General features: G+C 72.6%; 14 protein-coding genes. 10 read left to right on the forward strand and 4 right to left on the reverse strand.

Features of this window, described 5'->3' with window-relative positions:
- Positions 1–19: 19 nt before the first annotated feature.
- From secD to OG617_RS25235, 4 genes are all read left to right on the forward strand, one after another.
- On the forward strand, positions 20–1,948 hold the full coding sequence (secD, locus tag OG617_RS25220) for a protein translocase subunit SecD (RefSeq protein ID WP_405095443.1): 1,929 nt from the start codon (positions 20–22) through the stop codon (positions 1,946–1,948).
- Between the two features lies 1 nt (position 1,949).
- Complete coding sequence (gene secF / locus OG617_RS25225; protein WP_405095444.1) at positions 1,950–3,140, forward strand: protein translocase subunit SecF; 1,191 nt, start codon at positions 1,950–1,952, stop codon at positions 3,138–3,140.
- Positions 3,141–3,243: 103 nt separating this feature from the next.
- On the forward strand, positions 3,244–3,810 hold the full coding sequence (locus OG617_RS25230) for an adenine phosphoribosyltransferase (protein ID WP_405095445.1): 567 nt from the start codon (positions 3,244–3,246) through the stop codon (positions 3,808–3,810).
- A gap of 372 nt (positions 3,811–4,182) precedes the next feature.
- Complete coding sequence (locus OG617_RS25235) at positions 4,183–6,660, forward strand: RelA/SpoT family protein (RefSeq protein WP_405095446.1); 2,478 nt, start codon at positions 4,183–4,185, stop codon at positions 6,658–6,660.
- Between the two features lie 60 nt (positions 6,661–6,720).
- On the opposite strand, the gene OG617_RS25240 is transcribed toward OG617_RS25235, so the two are convergent.
- Together OG617_RS25240 and OG617_RS25245 are read right to left on the reverse strand one after the other, a co-directional pair.
- Positions 6,721–7,557 (reverse strand): peptidylprolyl isomerase, encoded by an 837-nt coding sequence (locus OG617_RS25240; RefSeq protein ID WP_405095447.1) that lies wholly within the window; start codon positions 7,555–7,557, stop codon positions 6,721–6,723.
- Positions 7,558–7,620: 63 nt separating this feature from the next.
- Positions 7,621–8,505, reverse strand: coding sequence for a peptidylprolyl isomerase (locus OG617_RS25245; RefSeq protein WP_405095448.1), 885 nt, complete (start codon positions 8,503–8,505; stop codon positions 7,621–7,623).
- Between the two features lie 262 nt (positions 8,506–8,767).
- On the opposite strand from OG617_RS25245, the gene OG617_RS25250 reads away from it, so the two are divergent.
- From OG617_RS25250 to OG617_RS25260, 3 genes are all read left to right on the forward strand, one after another.
- Positions 8,768–9,487 carry an MBL fold metallo-hydrolase gene (locus tag OG617_RS25250; protein ID WP_405103944.1) on the forward strand — a complete coding sequence of 240 codons (720 nt, stop codon included), beginning with the start codon at positions 8,768–8,770 and terminating at the stop codon, positions 9,485–9,487.
- Positions 9,488–9,557: 70 nt separating this feature from the next.
- Positions 9,558–10,892: a histidine--tRNA ligase gene (hisS, locus tag OG617_RS25255; protein ID WP_405095449.1), complete on the forward strand. Its 1,335-nt coding sequence runs from the start codon at positions 9,558–9,560 to the stop codon at positions 10,890–10,892.
- A gap of 99 nt (positions 10,893–10,991) precedes the next feature.
- Entirely contained in the window at positions 10,992–11,927 is a 936-nt protein-coding gene (locus tag OG617_RS25260; RefSeq protein WP_405095450.1) for an acyl-ACP desaturase, read from the forward strand.
- A gap of 177 nt (positions 11,928–12,104) precedes the next feature.
- On the opposite strand, the gene OG617_RS25265 is transcribed toward OG617_RS25260, so the two are convergent.
- A complete protein-coding gene (locus OG617_RS25265; RefSeq protein ID WP_396683872.1) occupies positions 12,105–12,947 on the reverse strand; it encodes a GDSL-type esterase/lipase family protein in 843 nt (280 codons plus the stop codon).
- A gap of 253 nt (positions 12,948–13,200) precedes the next feature.
- On the opposite strand from OG617_RS25265, the gene OG617_RS25270 reads away from it, so the two are divergent.
- Positions 13,201–14,253 carry a S1 family peptidase gene (locus OG617_RS25270; protein WP_405095451.1) on the forward strand — a complete coding sequence of 351 codons (1,053 nt, stop codon included), beginning with the start codon at positions 13,201–13,203 and terminating at the stop codon, positions 14,251–14,253.
- 109 nt (positions 14,254–14,362) lie between these two features.
- On the opposite strand, the gene OG617_RS25275 is transcribed toward OG617_RS25270, so the two are convergent.
- Entirely contained in the window at positions 14,363–14,974 is a 612-nt protein-coding gene (locus OG617_RS25275; protein WP_405095452.1) for a DUF998 domain-containing protein, read from the reverse strand.
- Positions 14,975–15,163: 189 nt separating this feature from the next.
- Here OG617_RS25275 and aspS point away from each other — a divergent pair, with 189 nt between their 5' ends.
- Both aspS and OG617_RS25285 read left to right on the forward strand, forming a co-directional pair.
- Entirely contained in the window at positions 15,164–16,969 is a 1,806-nt protein-coding gene (gene aspS, locus OG617_RS25280; RefSeq protein WP_405095453.1) for an aspartate--tRNA ligase, read from the forward strand.
- A 69-nt stretch (positions 16,970–17,038) separates the two neighbouring features.
- The gene (locus OG617_RS25285; RefSeq protein ID WP_405095454.1) at positions 17,039–17,854 is read left to right on the forward strand and encodes a sugar nucleotide-binding protein; all 816 of its coding nucleotides are present in this window, start codon (positions 17,039–17,041) and stop codon (positions 17,852–17,854) included.
- Positions 17,855–17,857: the final 3 nt, after the last annotated feature.

Consider the following 17,857-nt stretch of genomic DNA (forward strand, 5'->3'; position numbering starts at 1 on the left):
AACAGGGAGACAGACAGCCGTGGCACCACCTCAGGGACAGATGCGGCCCGGACGGCAGCTCGCCGTGCTCGGCCTCATCTTCGTCGTCCTATATCTCATGGTGTTCTTCTCGGGCGGCGCCAGTGGTGGCTTGAAGGACCGGCTCGAGCCCCGGCTCGGCCTGGACCTGATCGGCGGCACCCGGCTGACGCTCGAGGCGACGAACAGCATCGACGGCAAGCCCCCGACGGCGGAGAACCTCGAAGAGGCCCGCCAGATCATCGAGAACCGGGTCAACGCGTACGGCGTGGCCGAGGCCGAGGTGGTCACCGAGGGCAACCGGAACATCGTCATCTCCCTGCCCGGCGAGAACCGCGACCTCACCGACGTCGGCAGCGCCGCCGAGCTGCGCTTCCGCAAGGTGCTGAAGGCGGCCGACGGCACCGGTGCGGTGGCCCCCCCGGCCGCCACGCCGACCCCGGCCCCCTCCGGCAGCGCCTCCCCCAAGCCGTCGGGCAGCGCCTCCCCCAAGCCGTCGGGCAGCGCCAGCCCCAAGCCGTCGGGCAGCGCACCGGCCGGGGCGACCGCGTCGCCGAGCGCCGGCGGTCAGGGCGGCGGGGCCGCGGCCCCGAGCGCCAGCGCCAGCCCGCCGGCCTCGCCGAGCGCCGCCGCGCCGTCGCCGAGCGCCAGCGCCGAGCCGGTGCCGCAGGGCATCGAGGATCAGCGCAAGGCCGTCCAGCAGAAGGTCGGGGCCGCCGCCTGGCAGGCCGCCAGCGGACTGAAGGCCCCGGCCGACCTGACCACCGACCCGTCGCTGGGCGCGACCCTCAAGCCGTTCGGCACGCTCTCCCCGGCCGAGGTCGCGGTGCTGCCGGCGGAGATGCAGTTCAACGTCCCGACGATCGGCTGCGCCCAGCTCGACCAGCGCCCGGCGGCGTCGATCAAGGACGAGAAGCAGAAGGCGGTCGCCTGCGAGGACGGCACCCAGAAGTACCTGCTCGACGTGGCGAAGGTGCTCGGCACCGACGTCGGCGACGCCAACGCGGTGCTCGACCAGACCAGCTCCTGGGTGGTCAGCCTCGACTTCAAGGGCAAGGGCCAGGAGAAGTGGACCGGCCTGACCCGGGAGGCGTTCACCAACGAGGGCCAGGCGTGCGACCAGACCGCGTTGGGCCAGGACGGCAAGTGCCGCGTCGCCGTCGTCCTGGACAACAAGGTGGTCTCCTCGCCGGAGATCCAGGGCGTGCTGACCGGTGACTCGCAGATCACCGGCAGCTTCGACAACAAGGCGGCCAGCGCCCTGGCCAGCCAGCTGCGCTACGGCGCCCTGCCGGTGACCTTCGAGCCGCAGGAGCAGGTGAACGTCACCGCGACCCTCGGCGCCAGCCACCTGCGCGCGGGCCTGCTCGCCGCCGGCATCGGCATGCTGCTGGTCATCATCTACTCGTTCTTCTACTACCGCCTGCTCGGCTCGGTCATCTTCCTGAGCCTGGTGCTGTCGGCGCTGCTGGTCTTCGGCGCGCTGGTGGTGCTCGGCCGGCAGATCGGCTTCACGCTCACCCTCGCCGGCATCGCCGGCATGATCGTCTCGCTCGGTGTGGCGGCGGACTCGTTCGTCATCTACTTCGAGCGGCTCAAGGACGAGATCCGCGAGGGACGCAGCCCGCGCAGCGCGGTGCCGCGGGCATGGATCCGGGCCCGCCGGACGATCATCTCGGCCAACGCGATCACCCTCATGTCGGCCGTGGTGCTCTACGTCGTCTCGGTCGGCGCGGTGAAGGGCTTCGCCTTCGCGCTCGGCCTGGCCACGGTGCTCGACCTGGTCGTGGTCTTCCTCTTCCGTCACCCGATCATGACGATGTTCGCCCGGACCCGGGCGTTCCTTTCCCCGCGGGTCAGCGGTCTTGGCCGCGCCCTTCCCGCGCGGACCGAGCAGGCCACCCGCACCTCGCGCGTCAAGGAGGCCTGAGATGGCTAAGACTGGATTGGCGAGCCGCCTCTACCGGGGCGAGGCCGGCGTCGACGTCATCGGCCGGCGCAAGCTGTGGTTCACCGTCGCCGGGGTGCTGATCCTCATCTCGGTGCTCAGCTTCGCCGTGCGTGGCTTCAGCCTGGGCATCGAGTTCGCCGGTGGCAACTCGTTCCAGGTGCCGGCCAGCGTCGGCACGCTGGAGCAGGCCGAGGCGAAGGTCGACGCGGCGCTGGCGACCACCGCGGGGGGCGCCGAGGTGGAGACCGCGCAGAAGGTCGGCGGCACCGGCGGCGACTACTACGAGCTGCGCACCTCGCAGCTCACCGCCGAGCAGGCCAACGCGGCCAAGGAGGAGATGGCCCGGGAGTTCGGCATCCAGCCGGACCAGATCAGCGGCAACCAGGTCAGCGAGGCGTGGGGCAGCCAGGTCACCTCCCGCGCGCTGCTCGGCCTGGTGATCTTCGTCGCGCTGGTGATGGTCTACCTGATCCTGCGCTTCGAGTGGCGGATGGCGGTGGCGGCCGTCTCCTCGCTTTTCATGAACCTGATCCTCACCGCCGGCATCTACTCGCTGGTCGGTTTCGAGGTGACCCCGTCGACGATCATCGGGTTCCTCACCATCCTGGGCTTCGCGCTCTACGACGTGGTGGTGGTCTTCGACAAGGTCCAGGAGAACACCCGGGGCATCACCGCGAACAACAACCAGACGTACGGCGAGGCGGCCAACCTGGCGATCAACCAGAGCCTCATGCGGTCGCTGAACACGTCGGTGGTCGCCCTGCTCCCGGTCGGCGGTCTGCTCTTCATCGGTGCCGGCCTGCTGGGCGCGGGCACCCTGAAGGACCTCGGCCTGGTGCTCTTCGTCGGTATGGCGATCGCGTTCCTGACCTCGATCCTGCTGGCCACCCCGCTGCTGGTGCTGCTGAAGAGCTACGAGCCGCGGATCCAGGCGCACAACAAGCGGGTACTGGCCCGGCGGGGCGCCCTGGGCCGGGGCGAGATCACCCCGAAGGGCGCGCCGCGCCCGGCCGGGGAGGACGACGAGTCCATCGACCCGGAGGAGGCGGCCCTGGCCGGGGCCGCGCCGAAGGTGGGCACCCGGCCTGCCGGCAAGCGTCCGAGCGGTGCCCGGGGCGGTCGCCCCGCCGGCGGCGGCGGTAACCGGCCGGGTGGCGCGAAGCGCCGCTGACGCGACCGGGGAGACACCCGCCGGAGACGGTGACGACGGCGTCCTTCATGCTGTGCGAGCGGCGTGGAGGACGCCGTCGTCGTACGAAGGGAGACGGGCCGCCGTGACGGAGACGCGCAGCGCCGGGGTACGGGGAGACAGCGGCCCGCAGGTCGCCGAGCTGGTCGCCAGCCGCGTGCTGGACGTGCCGGACTTCCCGAAGCCAGGCGTCATGTTCAAGGACCTGATGCCGCTCTTCGCCGACGGCGCGGTGTTCCGCCAGGTGGTCGACGGGATCGTGGCCTACCACGGGCGGGACTCGTTCGACGCCGTGGTCGGGATCGAGGCCCGGGGCTTCGTGATCGCGGCGGCCGTCGCGTACGCCACCGGGGTCGGCGTGGTGCCGGTGCGCAAGGCCGGCAAGCTGCCCCGCCCCGCCTACTCGGCCTCGTACGCGCTGGAGTACGGCGAGGCGACGCTGGAGCTGCACGAGGACGCGTTCACCGCCGGGCGCCGGGTGCTGGTGGTCGACGACGTGCTCGCCACCGGGGGGACCGCCGAGGCCACCCTCGACCTGGTGGAGCGGGCCGGCGGCACGGTCGTCGGCTTCACCGTGCTGCTGGAACTCGGTTTCCTCGGTGGCCGGGAGCGGCTCGCCCCGCGCCCGGTGCACGCCCTGCTCGAGGTCTGAGCGCCCCCGTAACGCCCGGCGACCCCGCCCCGGCGGCCCTGCCCCGGCGACCCCGCCCCGGCGACCCCGCCCCGGCGGCCCTGCCCCGGCGACCCCGCCCCGGCGGCCCTGCCCATGCGGGGCCCTGGACCGGGCCGGCGACCCCGCACGGGTGGCCCGCGGACGGGGGCGGCGTCCGGTCCGTGCCCTGCTGACCGATTGGTCGCGATGGCCGCCGGGCGGACCCGGTGCGGTCCGTCCGGCGGAGCGGCGGGGCACCGTGCGTACGGGTAGCATTGCCCTTTGCTGACCGGCCGGGAGACCGTCCGGGCGGCGGAAGACCAGGCCGGCCGGCGCACGGTCGGCATACCCCGGCGAGCGGTGAGGAGGCCGGTGTCCCACGATGTCGTCCCTCCGGTGGAGGGCACGGTGCACCCGACAGGCGACGCTGACGGTTCGGTGACCGACAAGGGAGCTGACCCCCAGGGCGTGGCACCCGGGAGCGAGGCGGGTTCGGCCCACGCCGACGGCGGCACCCCGGTGGCCGGCGTCCTGGAGCCGCTGTCGGCCGACGACTCCGGCGACCCGTCGCCGAGCGGCGGCTTCGCCCTCTCCAACGCGCCCACCGGCCGGCGGGTGCGGGCCCGGCTGGCCCGGTTCAACGCGCCCTGGCAGACCTCGCAGGTCAGCGAGGTGCTGGAGCCGCTGATCTCGTCCCACCGGGTGAACCACCCCAAGGCCGACGCCCGGCTGCTCCAGCGGGCGTTCGACATGGCGGCCCGCTGGCACTCGGGCCAGTACCGCAAGTCCGGCGACCCGTACATCACCCACCCCCTGGCGGTGGCCACCATCCTGGCGAACCTGGGGATGGACACCACCACCCTGGTCGCCGCGCTGCTGCACGACACGATCGAGGACACGGAATACACCCTCGACCAGATGAAGGTGGACTTCGGCGGCGAGGTCGCGCTGCTCGTCGACGGGGTGACGAAGCTCGACAAGGTCAAGCTCGGCGACGCCGCCAAGGCGGAGACCATCCGCAAGATGGTCGTGGCGATGGCCAAGGACCCCCGGGTCCTGGTGATCAAGCTGGCCGACCGGCTGCACAACATGCGCACCCTGACCTTCCTGCCCCGCCCCAAGCAGGAGCAGAAGGCGAAGGAGACGCTGGAGATCCTGGCGCCCCTGGCCCACCGGCTGGGCATGAACACGATCAAGTGGGAGCTGGAGGACCTGGCCTTCGGGACGCTGTTCCCGAAGCGGTACGAGGAGATCCTCCGGCTGATCGGGGAGCACCAGCCGCAGCGGGAGGCGCTGCTGCGCCAGGTCACCCAGAAGGTGCAGACCGACCTGAAGGCCGCCAAGATCAAGGCGGAGACCACGGGCCGGCCGAAGCACCTGTACTCGATCTACCAGAAGATGATCGTGCGGGGTCGCGACTTCAACGACATCTACGACCTGGTCGGGGTGCGGATCCTGGTCGACACGGTGCGGGACTGCTACGCGGCGCTGGGTGTGATCCACGCGAACTGGCAGCCGGTGCCGGGTCGGTTCAAGGACTACATCGCGATGCCCAAGTTCAACATGTACCAGTCGTTGCACACGACGGTCATCGGGCCCACCGGCAAGCCGGTGGAGATGCAGATCCGCACGTACGCGATGCACCGCACCGCGGAGTTCGGCATCGCGGCGCACTGGAAGTACAAGGAGCACAAGGGCACCCAGATCGTCGGCCCGCCGGCGCACATCGACGAGATGACCTGGCTGCGGCAGTTGCTGGACTGGCAGCGGGAGGCGGCGGACCCGAGCGAGTTCCTGGACGCGTTGCGTTTCGACCTGTCCAGCCAGGAGGTGTACGTCTTCACCCCGAAGGGTGACGTCATCCCGCTGCCGACCGGGTCGACGCCGGTGGACTTCGCGTACGCGGTGCACACCGAGGTGGGGCACAAGTGCATCGGGGCGCGGGTCAACGGCAAGCTGGTGCCGCTGGAGTCGACGCTGTCCAACGGCGACGTGATCGAGATCTTCACGTCGAAGTCCGAGACGGCGGGGCCGACGCAGGACTGGCTGGGCTTCGTGAAGAGCCCCCGGGCGCGTACGAAGATCCGCCAGTACTTCAACAAGGAGCGGCGCGAGGAGGCGATCGAGGCCGGCAAGGACTCGATCGTCAAGGCGATGCGCAAGCAGGGCATGCCGTTGCAGCGGATGCTCACCTCGGACGCGTTGATGACGATCGCCCGGGACCTGCACCTGGTCGACGTGGCGTCGCTGTACGCGGCGGTCGGCGACAGTCAGGTCTCCGCCCAGTCGGTGGTGCAGAAGCTGATGGCCGCGTACGGCGGCGAGGAGGGCGCGGCGGAGGACATCGCCGAGACCGCCGTCGCCACCCGGCCGCCGCGCAGCCGGCAGAGCAGCTCCGACCCGGGCGTGGTGGTGCGTGGCGTCAGCGACGTCTGGATCAAGCTGGCCCGGTGCTGCACCCCGGTGCCGCCGGACGCGGTCTTCGGGTTCGTCACCCGCTCCGGCGGGGTCAGCGTGCACCGGGACGACTGCGCCAACGCCGAGGATCTGCGGGCCCAGGACGAGCGGGTGGTCGAGGTCAGCTGGAAGCTCACCTCCGCCTCGACGTTCCTGGTGGCCATCCAGGTGGAGGCACTGGACCGGCACAAGCTGCTCGCGGACGTGACCCGGGTGCTCTCCGAGGAGCGGGTCAACATCCTGTCCGCCACGGTCACCACCACCCGGGACCGGGTGGCGGTCAGCCGGTTCAGCTTCGAGATGGCCGACCCGAAGCACCTGGGCCACCTGCTGGCCGCCGTCCGCAAGGTCGACGGCGTCTTCGACGCGTACCGGGTCACCTCGGGGTCCTGATCCGCACACGACAGCGCCCGCCGGCTCTCAGCCGGCGGGCGCTTCGTCGTGGTGGAGGGCTCAGCCCTGCGGCTCGCTCATCGTCAGCTTCTTGATGACGACCTCCTTCTTGGGGTGGCCACCGCCGGCCTGCTGGGCGAACGCCTTGTCGTCGCCGGCCTTGGCGACTGCCTCGACGATGTCCATGCCGCCGGTGATCGTGCCCAGGACGGTGTACTTCGGGTCGAGCTGCGAGTCGCCGTAGACGATGAAGAACTGGCTGCCGGTGCTTCCTGGCTGCCCCGAGTTGGCCATCGCGATGATCCCCTTCGGGTAGGCGGGGCGCTTGTCGGTGGGCAGGTTCTCCTCGGTCAGCTTGTACGCCGGGCCACCGGTGCCGTCGGTGTCCCGCCAGCCCTTGCCGGTCGCGCTCGGGTCACCGCACTGGAGCACCTGGATGCCCTCGGTGACCAGGCGGTGGCACTTGCTGTTGTCGAAGAAGTTCTTGCTCGCCAGGTGGGTGAAGCTGGCCGCGGTGCACGGCGAGGCGGCCCGGTCGACCTTGGCGGTGATCGGGCCCAGGTTGGTGTCCATCGTCAGGGTCTGAACGCCGGTGTTCGCCTGCTGGGCCTGCGGCAGCCCGACGTCCTTGACCTCCTTGGTCCGGTTCTCCTTGGGCATCTCGGTGAACGCGCACTGCACGAGACCGCTCGCGGCGGTGTCCTGCTTCTTGTCGTCGTCGTCGCTGATGGTTGTGGCCAGCCACACGGTGCCGGCGACCACGAGCAACAGGGCCGCTCCGGCGCCGACGACCGCCTGCGTCTGCCGGCGCTTGCGGGCCCTGGTCGCCTGCGCGGCCATGTTCCGCTGGAGTCGGGCCTTCGCCGCCGCGCGCTGCCGCTCTTTCGTGGACGTCACGGTCGATCCTCCTGGACTGTGTCTCTGGCGCGGTCTGTGCCGCAGTGTGTGGAGCGGGGCCGGTCAGCCGGCATTCGGGCTGGCCGCCGGAGCGCCCGACGCCGGGGCGGTCGCGGCCGGCGCCGTCGTCGGCTCGCCGACGGTGAGACTCTGGATCACCACGTCGGTCTTCGGCTTGACCTTTGCTCCGCTCCCATTGTCCACGGTCGGGAGGGCGCCGATCTTCGTGATCACGTCGAGCCCGCCGGTGACCCTGCCGATCACCGGGTAGACCGGCTTGGCGGGATTGAAGTCCTTGAAGAAGACGAGGAACTGGCTGCCGTTGGCGCCCGGCGGGTTGGCCATCATCGCGACCGTGCCCTTCGGGTACGCCGGGGGCTGGCCGGGGGCGGGGCTGGCTGACGGGCTCGCCTCCGGCTGAACGGGGACGTTCTCGTCGTAGAACGTGTAGGTCGGCCCGCCCAGGCCGGTGCCGCTCGGGTCACCGCAGCGCAGCGCGCCCTCGGCGGTGATCTCGTGGCACGTGGCGTTGTCGTAGAAGCCCCGGCTGGCCAGGTGGGCGATGCTCGCCCCGGCGCAGGGGGCCGAGGCGAGGTCGAGCTCCGCGGTGACCGGCGAGCCCTGGTTGGTGGTGACGGTCATCGCCCGGGTGCCGGAGGTCGGCAGGCCGGTGGTGGCCGGGGTGCCGACGTCCTTGAGGTTGGTGTTCGCGGTGGCGTCCTGCGGGGTCCAGAGGCAGACGTCCCCGGCGGCCGTATTCTTCTCCGGGTCGTCGTCGAAGGCGCCCAGCGCCCACGCCGAGCCGGCCACGATCAGCGCGAGCACCACGGCGGCGCCCACACCGGCCTGAATCTGCCGACGGCGCCTGGTCCGGGAGGCCCGTCGGGCCAACTGTCGATCGAGCTTGGCCCGCGCCAGTTTGCGCTGCCGGTCCCTGCTGGAAGCCACCCGTGCTCCCCCTCCTCTACCCTGACGGTCACCGGCGGGTCGGGCGTAGCGCCCGGTCTGGCGGCACGTGCGCCACGCCACACGCCCGCCAGAGTGTACGGGTACGGACTGGGAATGTGGTGTACCAGGTCCTCGCGGGGTTTATCGGGGGGTGTCACTGTGCCCGGCGGGGCCCCCGGGGCGGGTGGGCCGACGGAATCCGCGCGCCGTTGCGGCTAGGCTGCCGGTGCAGGGACGACAGCTCGACGGAAGGGGAGCGGACGTGCTCGTGGCCGGCTTTCCCGCGGACGCCTTCGGCACCAACTGTTACGTGGTGGCGACCGCGCCGGGGGAGCAGTGCGTGGTGGTCGACCCGGGCATCGGGGTGATCGACCGGCTCGACGCCGTGCTCGCCGAGCACCGCCTGCACCCGGCCGCCGTGCTGCTCACCCACGGCCACCTCGACCACACCTTCTCCGTCGCGCCGGTCTGCGGCGCCCGGGGCATCACCGCGTACGTCCACCCCGACGACCGGGAGTTACTGGCCGATCCGGGCAAGGCGCTGTCGATGGACCTGACCCAGCTCTTCGGTGGCCGGCTGCCCTACACGGAGCCCGACGACGTCGCCGAGCTGACCGACGGGGCCACCCTCGCCCTGGCCGGCCTGGAGATCACCGTCGACCACGCCCCGGGCCATACCGGCGGGTCGGTGCTCTTCCGGCTGCCCGGCGCCGGTTCGCCCTGGGAGGCCGAGCAGGTCTGCCTCTCCGGCGACGTGCTCTTCGCCGGCTCGATCGGCCGCACCGACCTGTGGGGCGGCAGCATGCCCCGGATGCTCGCCAGCCTGCGGGACAAGATCCTTCCGCTGGCCGACGACACGGTGGTGCTGCCCGGCCACGGCCCCGCGACCACCATCGGTCGCGAGCGCGCGAGCAACCCGTACCTCGTCGAGGTGGCGGGCTCCGGCGGCGCGCGCCCCGCCGCGCCCATCCGCGGCCTCTAGATCCTTCGCCCGCGCCGCGCGGGCCACGACCTCACCGCGCCCGGCGGCGCGGAGCTGCAAGGAGTACGCCATGAGCAAGCCCACGCCCATCTCCGGCTTCCCCGAGTGGACGCCGGCGCAGCGGATGATCGAGCAGTTCGTCCTCGACCGGATCCGCGCCACCTTCGAGCTGTACGGCTTCGCGCCCCTGGAGACCCGCTCGGTGGAGCCGCTGGACCAGCTCCTGCGCAAGGGGGAGACCTCGAAGGAGGTCTACCTGCTGCGCCGGCTCCAGGCCGACGCCGAGGGCCCGGCCGGGGACGACGCCCTCGGCCTGCACTTCGACCTGACCGTCCCGTTCGCCCGCTACGTGCTGGAGAACGCCGGCAAGCTCCAGTTCCCGTTCCGCCGCTACCAGATCCAGAAGGTGTGGCGGGGCGAGCGCCCGCAGGAGGGCCGCTACCGGGAGTTCCTCCAGGCCGACATCGACATCGTCGACCGGGACACCCTGCCCGCCCACTTCGAGGCCGAGATGCCGCTGGTCATCGGCGACGCGCTGCGGTCGCTGCCGATCCCGCCGGTGCGGATCCAGGTCAACAACCGCAAGATCTGCGAGGGCTTCTACCGGGGCATCGGGCTGACCGATCCGGAGGCGGCCCTGCGCGCGGTCGACAAGCTCGACAAGATCGGCCCGGCGAAGGTGGCCGAGCTGCTGGCCGAGACGGCCGGGGCGAGCGAGGCGCAGGCCAGGGCGTGCCTGTCCCTGGCCGAGATCTCCGCCCCGGACGCCTCCTTCGCCGACGCGGTGCGCGCCCTCGGGGTGAGTCACCCGTTGCTGGACGAGGGCGTCGCCGAGCTGGTCGCGGTGGTGGAGACCGCCGCCGCGCACTCGCCGGGGCTGTGCGTGGCCGACCTGCGTATCGCCCGTGGCCTGGACTACTACACCGGCACGGTCTACGAGACGCAGCTGGTGGGCTACGAGCGGTTCGGCTCGATCTGCTCCGGCGGCCGGTACGACAACCTGGCCAGCTCGGGGACCGCCCGGTTCCCGGGGGTGGGCATCTCGATCGGGGTGACCCGGCTGCTCGGCCTGCTCTTCGGCGCCGATGCCCTGTCGGTGTCCCGCAGCGTGCCGACCTGCGTGCTGGTCGCGGTCACCGCCGAGGAGCAGCGGGCGGCCAGCAACGCCGTCGCCGACGCGCTGCGCAGCCGGGGCGTGCCCACCGAGGTGTCGCCGAGCGCGGCGAAGTTCGGCAAGCAGATCCGCTACGCCGAGCGGCGCGGCGTCCCGTACGTGTGGTTCCCGGGGGCCGAGGGCGCGGCGGACGAGGTGAAGGACATCCGCTCCGGCGAGCAGGTGGCCGCGGCGGCGGGGGAGTGGACCCCGCCCCGGGCGGACCTGCGGCCGCTGGTCGGCGAGGGCTGAGGACCCGCCGGTAACGCCCACGAGCTGGGGTTACTGGCGCGTACGCCGACGAAGACCTACGGTGGCGTAAGTTACGCCACCGTAGGTAGGGAGATCGTCGTGACCGCACTGAGCCAGACCGCCCTGCTCGTCGAGCTCGAGCCTGTCGTGGAGAAGAACCTCGACCGGCACCTCTCGATGGCCAAGGAGTGGTTCCCGCACGAGTACGTGCCGTGGGGCGAGGGTCGCACCTTCGACGGCCCGCTCGGCGGCGAGGCGTGGTCGGCGTCGGACTCGACGATCCCCGAGGTGGCGCGCACCGCGCTGATCGTGAACCTGCTGACCGAGGACAACCTCCCCTCGTACCACCACCAGATCGCGACCCTCTTCGGCCCCGACGGGGCGTGGGGGACCTGGGTGGGCCGGTGGACGGCGGAGGAGGGGCGGCACGGCACCGCCATCCGGGACTACCTGACCGTGACCCGGGCGGTCGACCCGGTGGCCCTGGAGCGGGCCCGGATGGTGCACATGACGGCCGGGTACTCCAACTCCCACGACGACTCGATGCTGCGCTCGCTGGCGTACGTGTCGTTCCAGGAGCTGGCCACCCGGATCTCGCACCGCAACACCGGCCGGGTGACCGGCGACCCGGCCTGCGAGGCGCTGCTGGCCCGCGTCGCGGCCGACGAGAACCTGCACATGGTCTTCTACCGCAACCTGCTCGCCGCCGCCCTGGACCTCGACCCGAGCCAGACGATGCGGGCGATCGCCGAGGTGCTGGCGGACTTCCAGATGCCCGGCGTGGGCATCGATGGCTTCGCCCGCAAGTCGGTGGCGATCGCCCTGGCCGGCATCTACGACCTGCGCCAGCACCGCGACGAGGTGGTCGCCCCGGTGCTGCGCCAGTGGGACGTGTTCAACGTCTCGGGCCTGGACGCCGACGGCGAGACGGCCCGCGACCAGATCGCCGCCCACCTCGACACCCTGGAGACTCACGCGTCCCGCTTCGAGGAGAAGCGCGACGCCCGCGCCGCCCGCCTCGCCGCCGCCCGCTGACTGACCCCTGCCCTGCCCCCGCCCCCGCCCACAGAGTTGATCAAGAAGTTTGCGTCGGCGAGCGCGTCATCGGCGACGCAAACCTCTTGATCAACACGAGCGGGCGGGCGGGCGGGGCGGAGGGTGGGCGGGCGGGGCGGGTGGGGTGGGGTGGGGTAGGGGCGCCGGGGACGGCGGTTACCAGCCGAAGCCGGCGGCGTACGAGGTGTCGGCGAGCACCTGCTGGCCGGTGCTGTTCGGGTGGAAGTAGTCCCAGCTGGAGAGCTGGCCCAGGGTGAACGGGTAGCCGAACACGGCGTTGTCGTCGAAGTCGCAGTTCGGGCCGTACGCGGCGCACGCCTGGGCGAGCTGGGTGTTGTAGTCGACCACCCGCTGGCGGACCCGGGCCCGCCGGTCCACGTCGGCCTGCGCCGTGGAGGTCGGGTTGGCCAGCATGGACTGGCAGATGCTGAACAGCGACCAGGCGGTGCGGGCGCTGCCGCTGTCCTTGCCGACCGACCAGAGCCGGTGGATGTCCGGAACGCTGACCAGGAGCACCCGGGCGTCGGGCAGGCCCGCCCTGATCCGGCCGAGCGCGGCGTCGATGTTGGCCCGGTAGGTGGCCGCCGGCGTCATCGTCGACTCCGCGCTGGTGCACGCGTCGTTGGCGCCGATCAGCATCGTCACGTACCCGACGCCCTGGCCGACCGCGGTGGCCGCCTGGCCGGGCATGTCGGCGGACTTCGCGCCGGTCTTCGCGTCGTTGTGGTTGTTCCCGGCGATCGCCGGGTTGACCGCCCGGATGCGCAGGTAGTGACTGTTCACCGAGGACGTGTCGCCGGTGCTGAACGAGCGGGAGGTGCAGTCGACGAACCAGCCGCAGGCGTTGAAGCCGCGGGTGATCGAGTCGCCGAGACTGGCCATCGAGGCGGGCGCCGGGCCGGGGGCGGCGTGGGTGCCGGCGTGGGCGGCGGTGGTGCCGAGCGGGACGAGGACGGCGGCGGCGGCGAGGGTGGCCAGGACGCGTCGGACAGTGCTCATGGTGGCCTCCGGATCACGGGTGCCGATAGGGGAAATCGGAGTCCATCGATCCTATAGATCGACACCTGCGACCACAATGTGCTGGTCCGCGTCGTGCGCGACTCAGATGGGGCGGGCGGCGCCCGGCCTTGCCGGTGATCTTAAATATGTGAATACTTCACTTCGCCAGATCGGTTCCCCCAGATCCGGTCGTCTGGTCCTCGGGTCCGTCACCCCCGGCGCGACCCGTCACCCCCTTCCGGGAGGTTGTTACATGCGACCCACGAGGTCATCGCTCCTCCGCGCCGCGTCCGTAGCCGCAGCCGGAACCCTGGTCGCCGGCGCGCTGATCGGCGCGCCCGCCCAGGCCGCGCCCTCACCCGCTTCGCCCGACGCCGCGGCCACCCTGGCCGAGCGGCTCGGTGACCGCTCCGCCGGCACGTACGCCGACGCCAGCGGCAAGATGATCGTCACCGTGACCGACGAGGCTGCCGCCCGTCAGGTCCGCGCCTCCGGCGCGACCGCGAAGGTCGTGAAGCGGGGCGCCGTGGAGCTCAACCGGGCGACCGCCGAGCTGGAGCGCTCGGCGAAGATCCCGGGCACCGCCTGGTGGACCGACGCGGTCACCAACCAGGTCGTCGTCTCCGTCGACAGCACCGTCACCGGCGCCAAGCTGGAGCAGGTCAAGGCCGCCGCCGCCCGGACCGGCGGCGCCGTGCGCGTCGAGGCCGAGGCCGGCGTGCTGAGCACCCGGATCTCCGGCGGCCAGGCGATCTACGCCGCCGGTGGCGGCCGCTGCTCGCTCGGCTTCAACGTCCGCAACAGCGCGGGCACGACCTTCTTCCTGACCGCCGGGCACTGCACCAACATCGCCTCGACCTGGTACTCGAACTCGGGCCAGACCAGCGTGCTGGGCACCCGCGCCGGCACCAGCTTCCCGGGCAACGACTACGGCATCGTGCGGCACAGCAACTCCGCCAACGCCACGGGCAACGTTTCCCTCTACAACGGCAGCTACCGGGACGTCACCGGCGCCGCCAACGCGTACGTCGGCCAGAGCGTGCAGCGTTCCGGCAGCACCACCGGCCTGAAGGGTGGCTCGGTGACCGCGACCAACGCCACGGTGAACTACGCCGAGGGCAGCGTCTCCGGCCTGATCCGCACCAACGTCTGCGCCGAGCCGGGCGACAGCGGCGGCTCGCTGTTCAGCGGCAGCAGCGCCGTCGGCCTCACCTCTGGTGGCAGCGGCAACTGCAGCTCCGGCGGCACCACGTTCTTCCAGCCGGTGACCGAGCCGATGAGCGTCTACGGGGTCAGCATCATCTGATCCGTTCGTACTCCCCGCGAAGCGGGTCGCCGGACTCCCGGCGGCCCGCTTCCGGCGTACCGGGAGGCCGGCGACCGGCGGGCGCGCCCGGGCGCCGGCCGAGGGCCGGTCACGGTGAAGCACCTGCCCGCCGTCGGCCACCGCCGAGGGCCAGCACCGCCAGCAGCGGGCAGAGCGCCTCGGCCCCGGCCGCCACCCGCTCGGCCAGGCCGAGCCGGGCGCCGCCGCCGACCAGCTCAACGAGCAACCAGCCCACCAGGCCCAGCAGCAGCGCCGCCGCGGCCGTACCGTGGGACGCCGGCACCGCGGCGGCGGTGCCGGGCGGGCGGCGCGTGGGTGCCACGAGGGCCGGCCAGAGCGCCAGCGCGCCGAAGGAGACCACGGCGGCGGCGCGGTGCGGGGCGGACGTGCCGCTCATAGCCGGCAGCGGGAGGGCCGCCACGGCCAGCGTGGCCACCCCGCCGAGGGCGAGCAGCAGGCGGCCGGCGGGCCGCGCCGCCCGCAACCCGGCCGCGGTCACGCAGTGACACAGCCCCAGGCCGAGCAGCCCGACGGTCATGATCCACCGGTCTGCGGCGTCGACCGCCGCGAGCGCGCTGATCGTGTCGCCCACCTGGTCGAAGCCGCCCGGCTGCCGGATCGCCGCGAGCGTCCAGCCGCCGATCAGGAACACCGGGGCGGCGGCGGAGGAGAGCAGGGCCCAGCGGGGTACGGCGCGCACCGCCACACGGTACGCGGGCGTGCCTCGCGACCGCCATATGCGGCGCGGGACGGGGCCCGGCCGGCGTGCGCCGGGCTCGCCCGGTGGCGGCGCCGTCCGGGTGCCGTCGGCCGCCCGGTGGCGGCGGGGGGCGGGGCGCCCTGACAGAATGCGGGGGCAGACCGACAGCAGACGAGGGAGACGCAAGCCGTGATCCGTACCCATGACGCCGGCAGCCTGCGCGCGACGGACGCCGGCACCACGGTGACGCTCGCCGGGTGGGTGGCCCGCCGGCGCGACCACGGCGGTGTCATCTTCGTCGACCTGCGCGACGGCTCCGGCATCGTCCAGGTGGTCTTCCGTGAGGAGGACGCCCACGCGCTGCGCAACGAGTTCTGCGTGAAGGTGACCGGCGAGGTGACCCGCCGCCCCGAGGGCAACGAGAACCCGGAGCTGCCCACCGGCGAGGTCGAGGTGACCGCCAGCGAGCTGGAGGTGCTCTCGGAGGCCGCGCCGCTGCCGCTGCCCGTCGACGACCAGATCGAGGCCGGCGACGACATCCGGCTCAAGTACCGCTACCTCGACCTGCGCCGGGGCGGCCCGGCGAAGGCGATGCGGCTGCGCTCGCGGGCCAACCAGCTCGCCCGGGGCGTGCTGCACGACCGGGATTTCCTGGAGATCGAGACCCCGACGCTGACCCGGTCCACCCCGGAGGGCGCCCGCGACTTCCTGGTCCCGGTCCGCCTCCAGCCCGGCAGCTGGTACGCCCTGCCGCAGTCCCCGCAGCTGTTCAAGCAGCTGCTGATGGTCGGCGGCATGGAGCGGTACTACCAGATCGCCCGCTGCTACCGGGACGAGGACTTCCGCGCCGACCGGCAGCCGGAGTTCACCCAGCTCGACATCGAGATGTCCTTCGTCACCGAGGACGACGTGATCGACCTCGGCGAGGCGATCGTCTCGGCACTGTGGAAGGACCTCGCCGACCACGAGATCTCCCGGCCGATCCCGCGGATCACCTGGCACGACGCCATGGCCCGGTACGGCTCCGACAAGCCCGACCTGCGCTACGGCGTCGAGCTGACCGAGCTGACCGACTACCTGCGCGGCACCGCGTTCCGGGTCTTCGCCGGCGCGATCGACGCGGGCGGGTACGTCGGCGCGGTCGTCATGCCGGGCGGGGCCGGCCAGAGCCGCAAGGAGCTGGACGGCTGGCAGGACTGGGCCAAGGCGCGCGGGGCCAGGGGCCTGGCGTACGTGGTGCTCGACGCCGAGACCGGTGAGGCGCGCGGCCCGGTGGCGAAGAACCTCTCCGCCGAGCACCTGGCCGGGCTGGCCGACGCCGTCGGCGCGAAGCCGGGCGACGCGGTCTTCTTCGCCGCCAGCACGGCCACCCGGGAGGCGCAGGAGCTGCTCGGCGCGGCCCGGATCGAGATCGCCAAGCGGGCCAAGCTGATCGACGAGTCCGCCTGGGCGTTCTGCTGGGTGGTCGACGCGCCCATGTTCGAGAAGACGGACGAGGGCGGCTGGACGGCCGTGCACCACCCGTTCACCTCCCCGAACACCGAGTGGGTCGACCGGTTCGAGGAGGCCCCGGACCGGGCCCTCGCGTACGCGTACGACATCGTCTGCAACGGCAACGAGATCGGTGGCGGCTCCATCCGTATCCACCGGGGGGGCGTGCAGAAGCGGGTGTTCGACCTGCTCGGCATCACCCCCGAGGAGGCGCAGGACAAGTTCGGTTTCCTGCTGGAGGCGTTCAAGTACGGCGCCCCGCCGCACGGCGGCATCGCGTTCGGCTGGGACCGGGTCTGCATGCTGCTGGCCGGCGCGGACTCGATCCGCGAGGTCATCGCGTTCCCGAAGACCCGGGGCGGGTTCGACCCGCTGACCGGCGCGCCGACCCCGATCACCGGGCAGCAGCGCGCCGAGGCGGGCATCGACGCCAAGCCGAAGTCGGCCGCCGCCGCGCACACCGGCACCGCCGGCCCGGCCGCCCCGGTGGCGGACCCGGTCTGAGGCGGTCTTTCCGCAGGGTCGGCGGGGCGTCACCGAGGTGGCGCCCCGCCGCCGTGAGAGGGGGAGCGCGTGACGCTGCTCGTGGTGGGTGCCAGCGGGTACCTCGGCGCCGAGGTGTGTCGGCAGGCCGTCGCGGCGGGGGAGCGGGTGGTCGGCACGTACCACGCCAACCCCGTCGAGCTGGCCGGGGTCGAGGCGCGTCGGGTCGACGTGACCGACCGGGCCGCCGTGCGCGCGCTGGTCGCGGCGGTGCGGCCGGCCGCCGTGGTGAGCACCCCCTACCGGTACGACGACTGGACGGTCACCGCCGACGGCGCGGCCCACGTCGCGTACGCCGCCGCCGAGGCGGGGGCCCGGCTGGTGCACCTGTCCAGCGACGCGCTGCACGCCGGCCGGCCCGAGCCGTACGCCGACGACGAGGTGCCCACCCCGGTCTTCGCGTACGGGGCGGCGAAGGCGGCGGCGGAGACCGCCGTGCGGGCCGTCGACCCGGGGGCGGCGCTGGTGCGTACCTCGCTGATCGTGGGCGACGAGCGGAGCAACCAGATCCGGCTCTGCCTGGACGCCCTGGCCGGCCGGGCGAGCCTGTTCACCGACGAGGCCCGCTGCCCGATCGACGTGTCCGACCTGGCCGCCGCCGTGCTGGAGCTGGTGGAGGGCGACCACGCCGGCCTGCTCAACGTCGCCGGCCCGGAGGCGGTCAGCCGCGCCGAGTTGGGGCTGCTGGTGGCCCGCCGGTATGGCATCGATCCGGCCGGCCTGAGGACCGCCACCAGCGCGGCGTCGGGCCTGGTCCGCCCCATCGAGGTACGCCTCGACAGCTCCCGCGCCGCCGGCCTGCTGCGCGTCCGCCTGCGCGGGATCACCGAACTCCTCGCCCCCTGACCG

Origin of the sequence: Micromonospora sp. NBC_01412, assembly GCF_045040215.1 — a bacterium.
GTDB lineage: Bacteria > Actinomycetota > Actinomycetes > Mycobacteriales > Micromonosporaceae > Micromonospora > Micromonospora rubida.

Excerpts from the sequence above, each read along its gene's own strand:
- OG617_RS25270 (WP_405095451.1), top strand. The coding sequence starts at position 13,201 with ATGCGACCCACGAGGTCATCGCTCCTCCGCGCCGCGTCCGTAGCCGCA.
- secF (WP_405095444.1), top strand. The coding sequence starts at position 1,950 with ATGGCTAAGACTGGATTGGCGAGCCGCCTCTACCGGGGCGAGGCCGGC.
- OG617_RS25265 (WP_396683872.1), bottom strand. The coding sequence starts at position 12,947 with ATGAGCACTGTCCGACGCGTCCTGGCCACCCTCGCCGCCGCCGCCGTC.
- hisS (WP_405095449.1), top strand. The coding sequence starts at position 9,558 with ATGAGCAAGCCCACGCCCATCTCCGGCTTCCCCGAGTGGACGCCGGCG.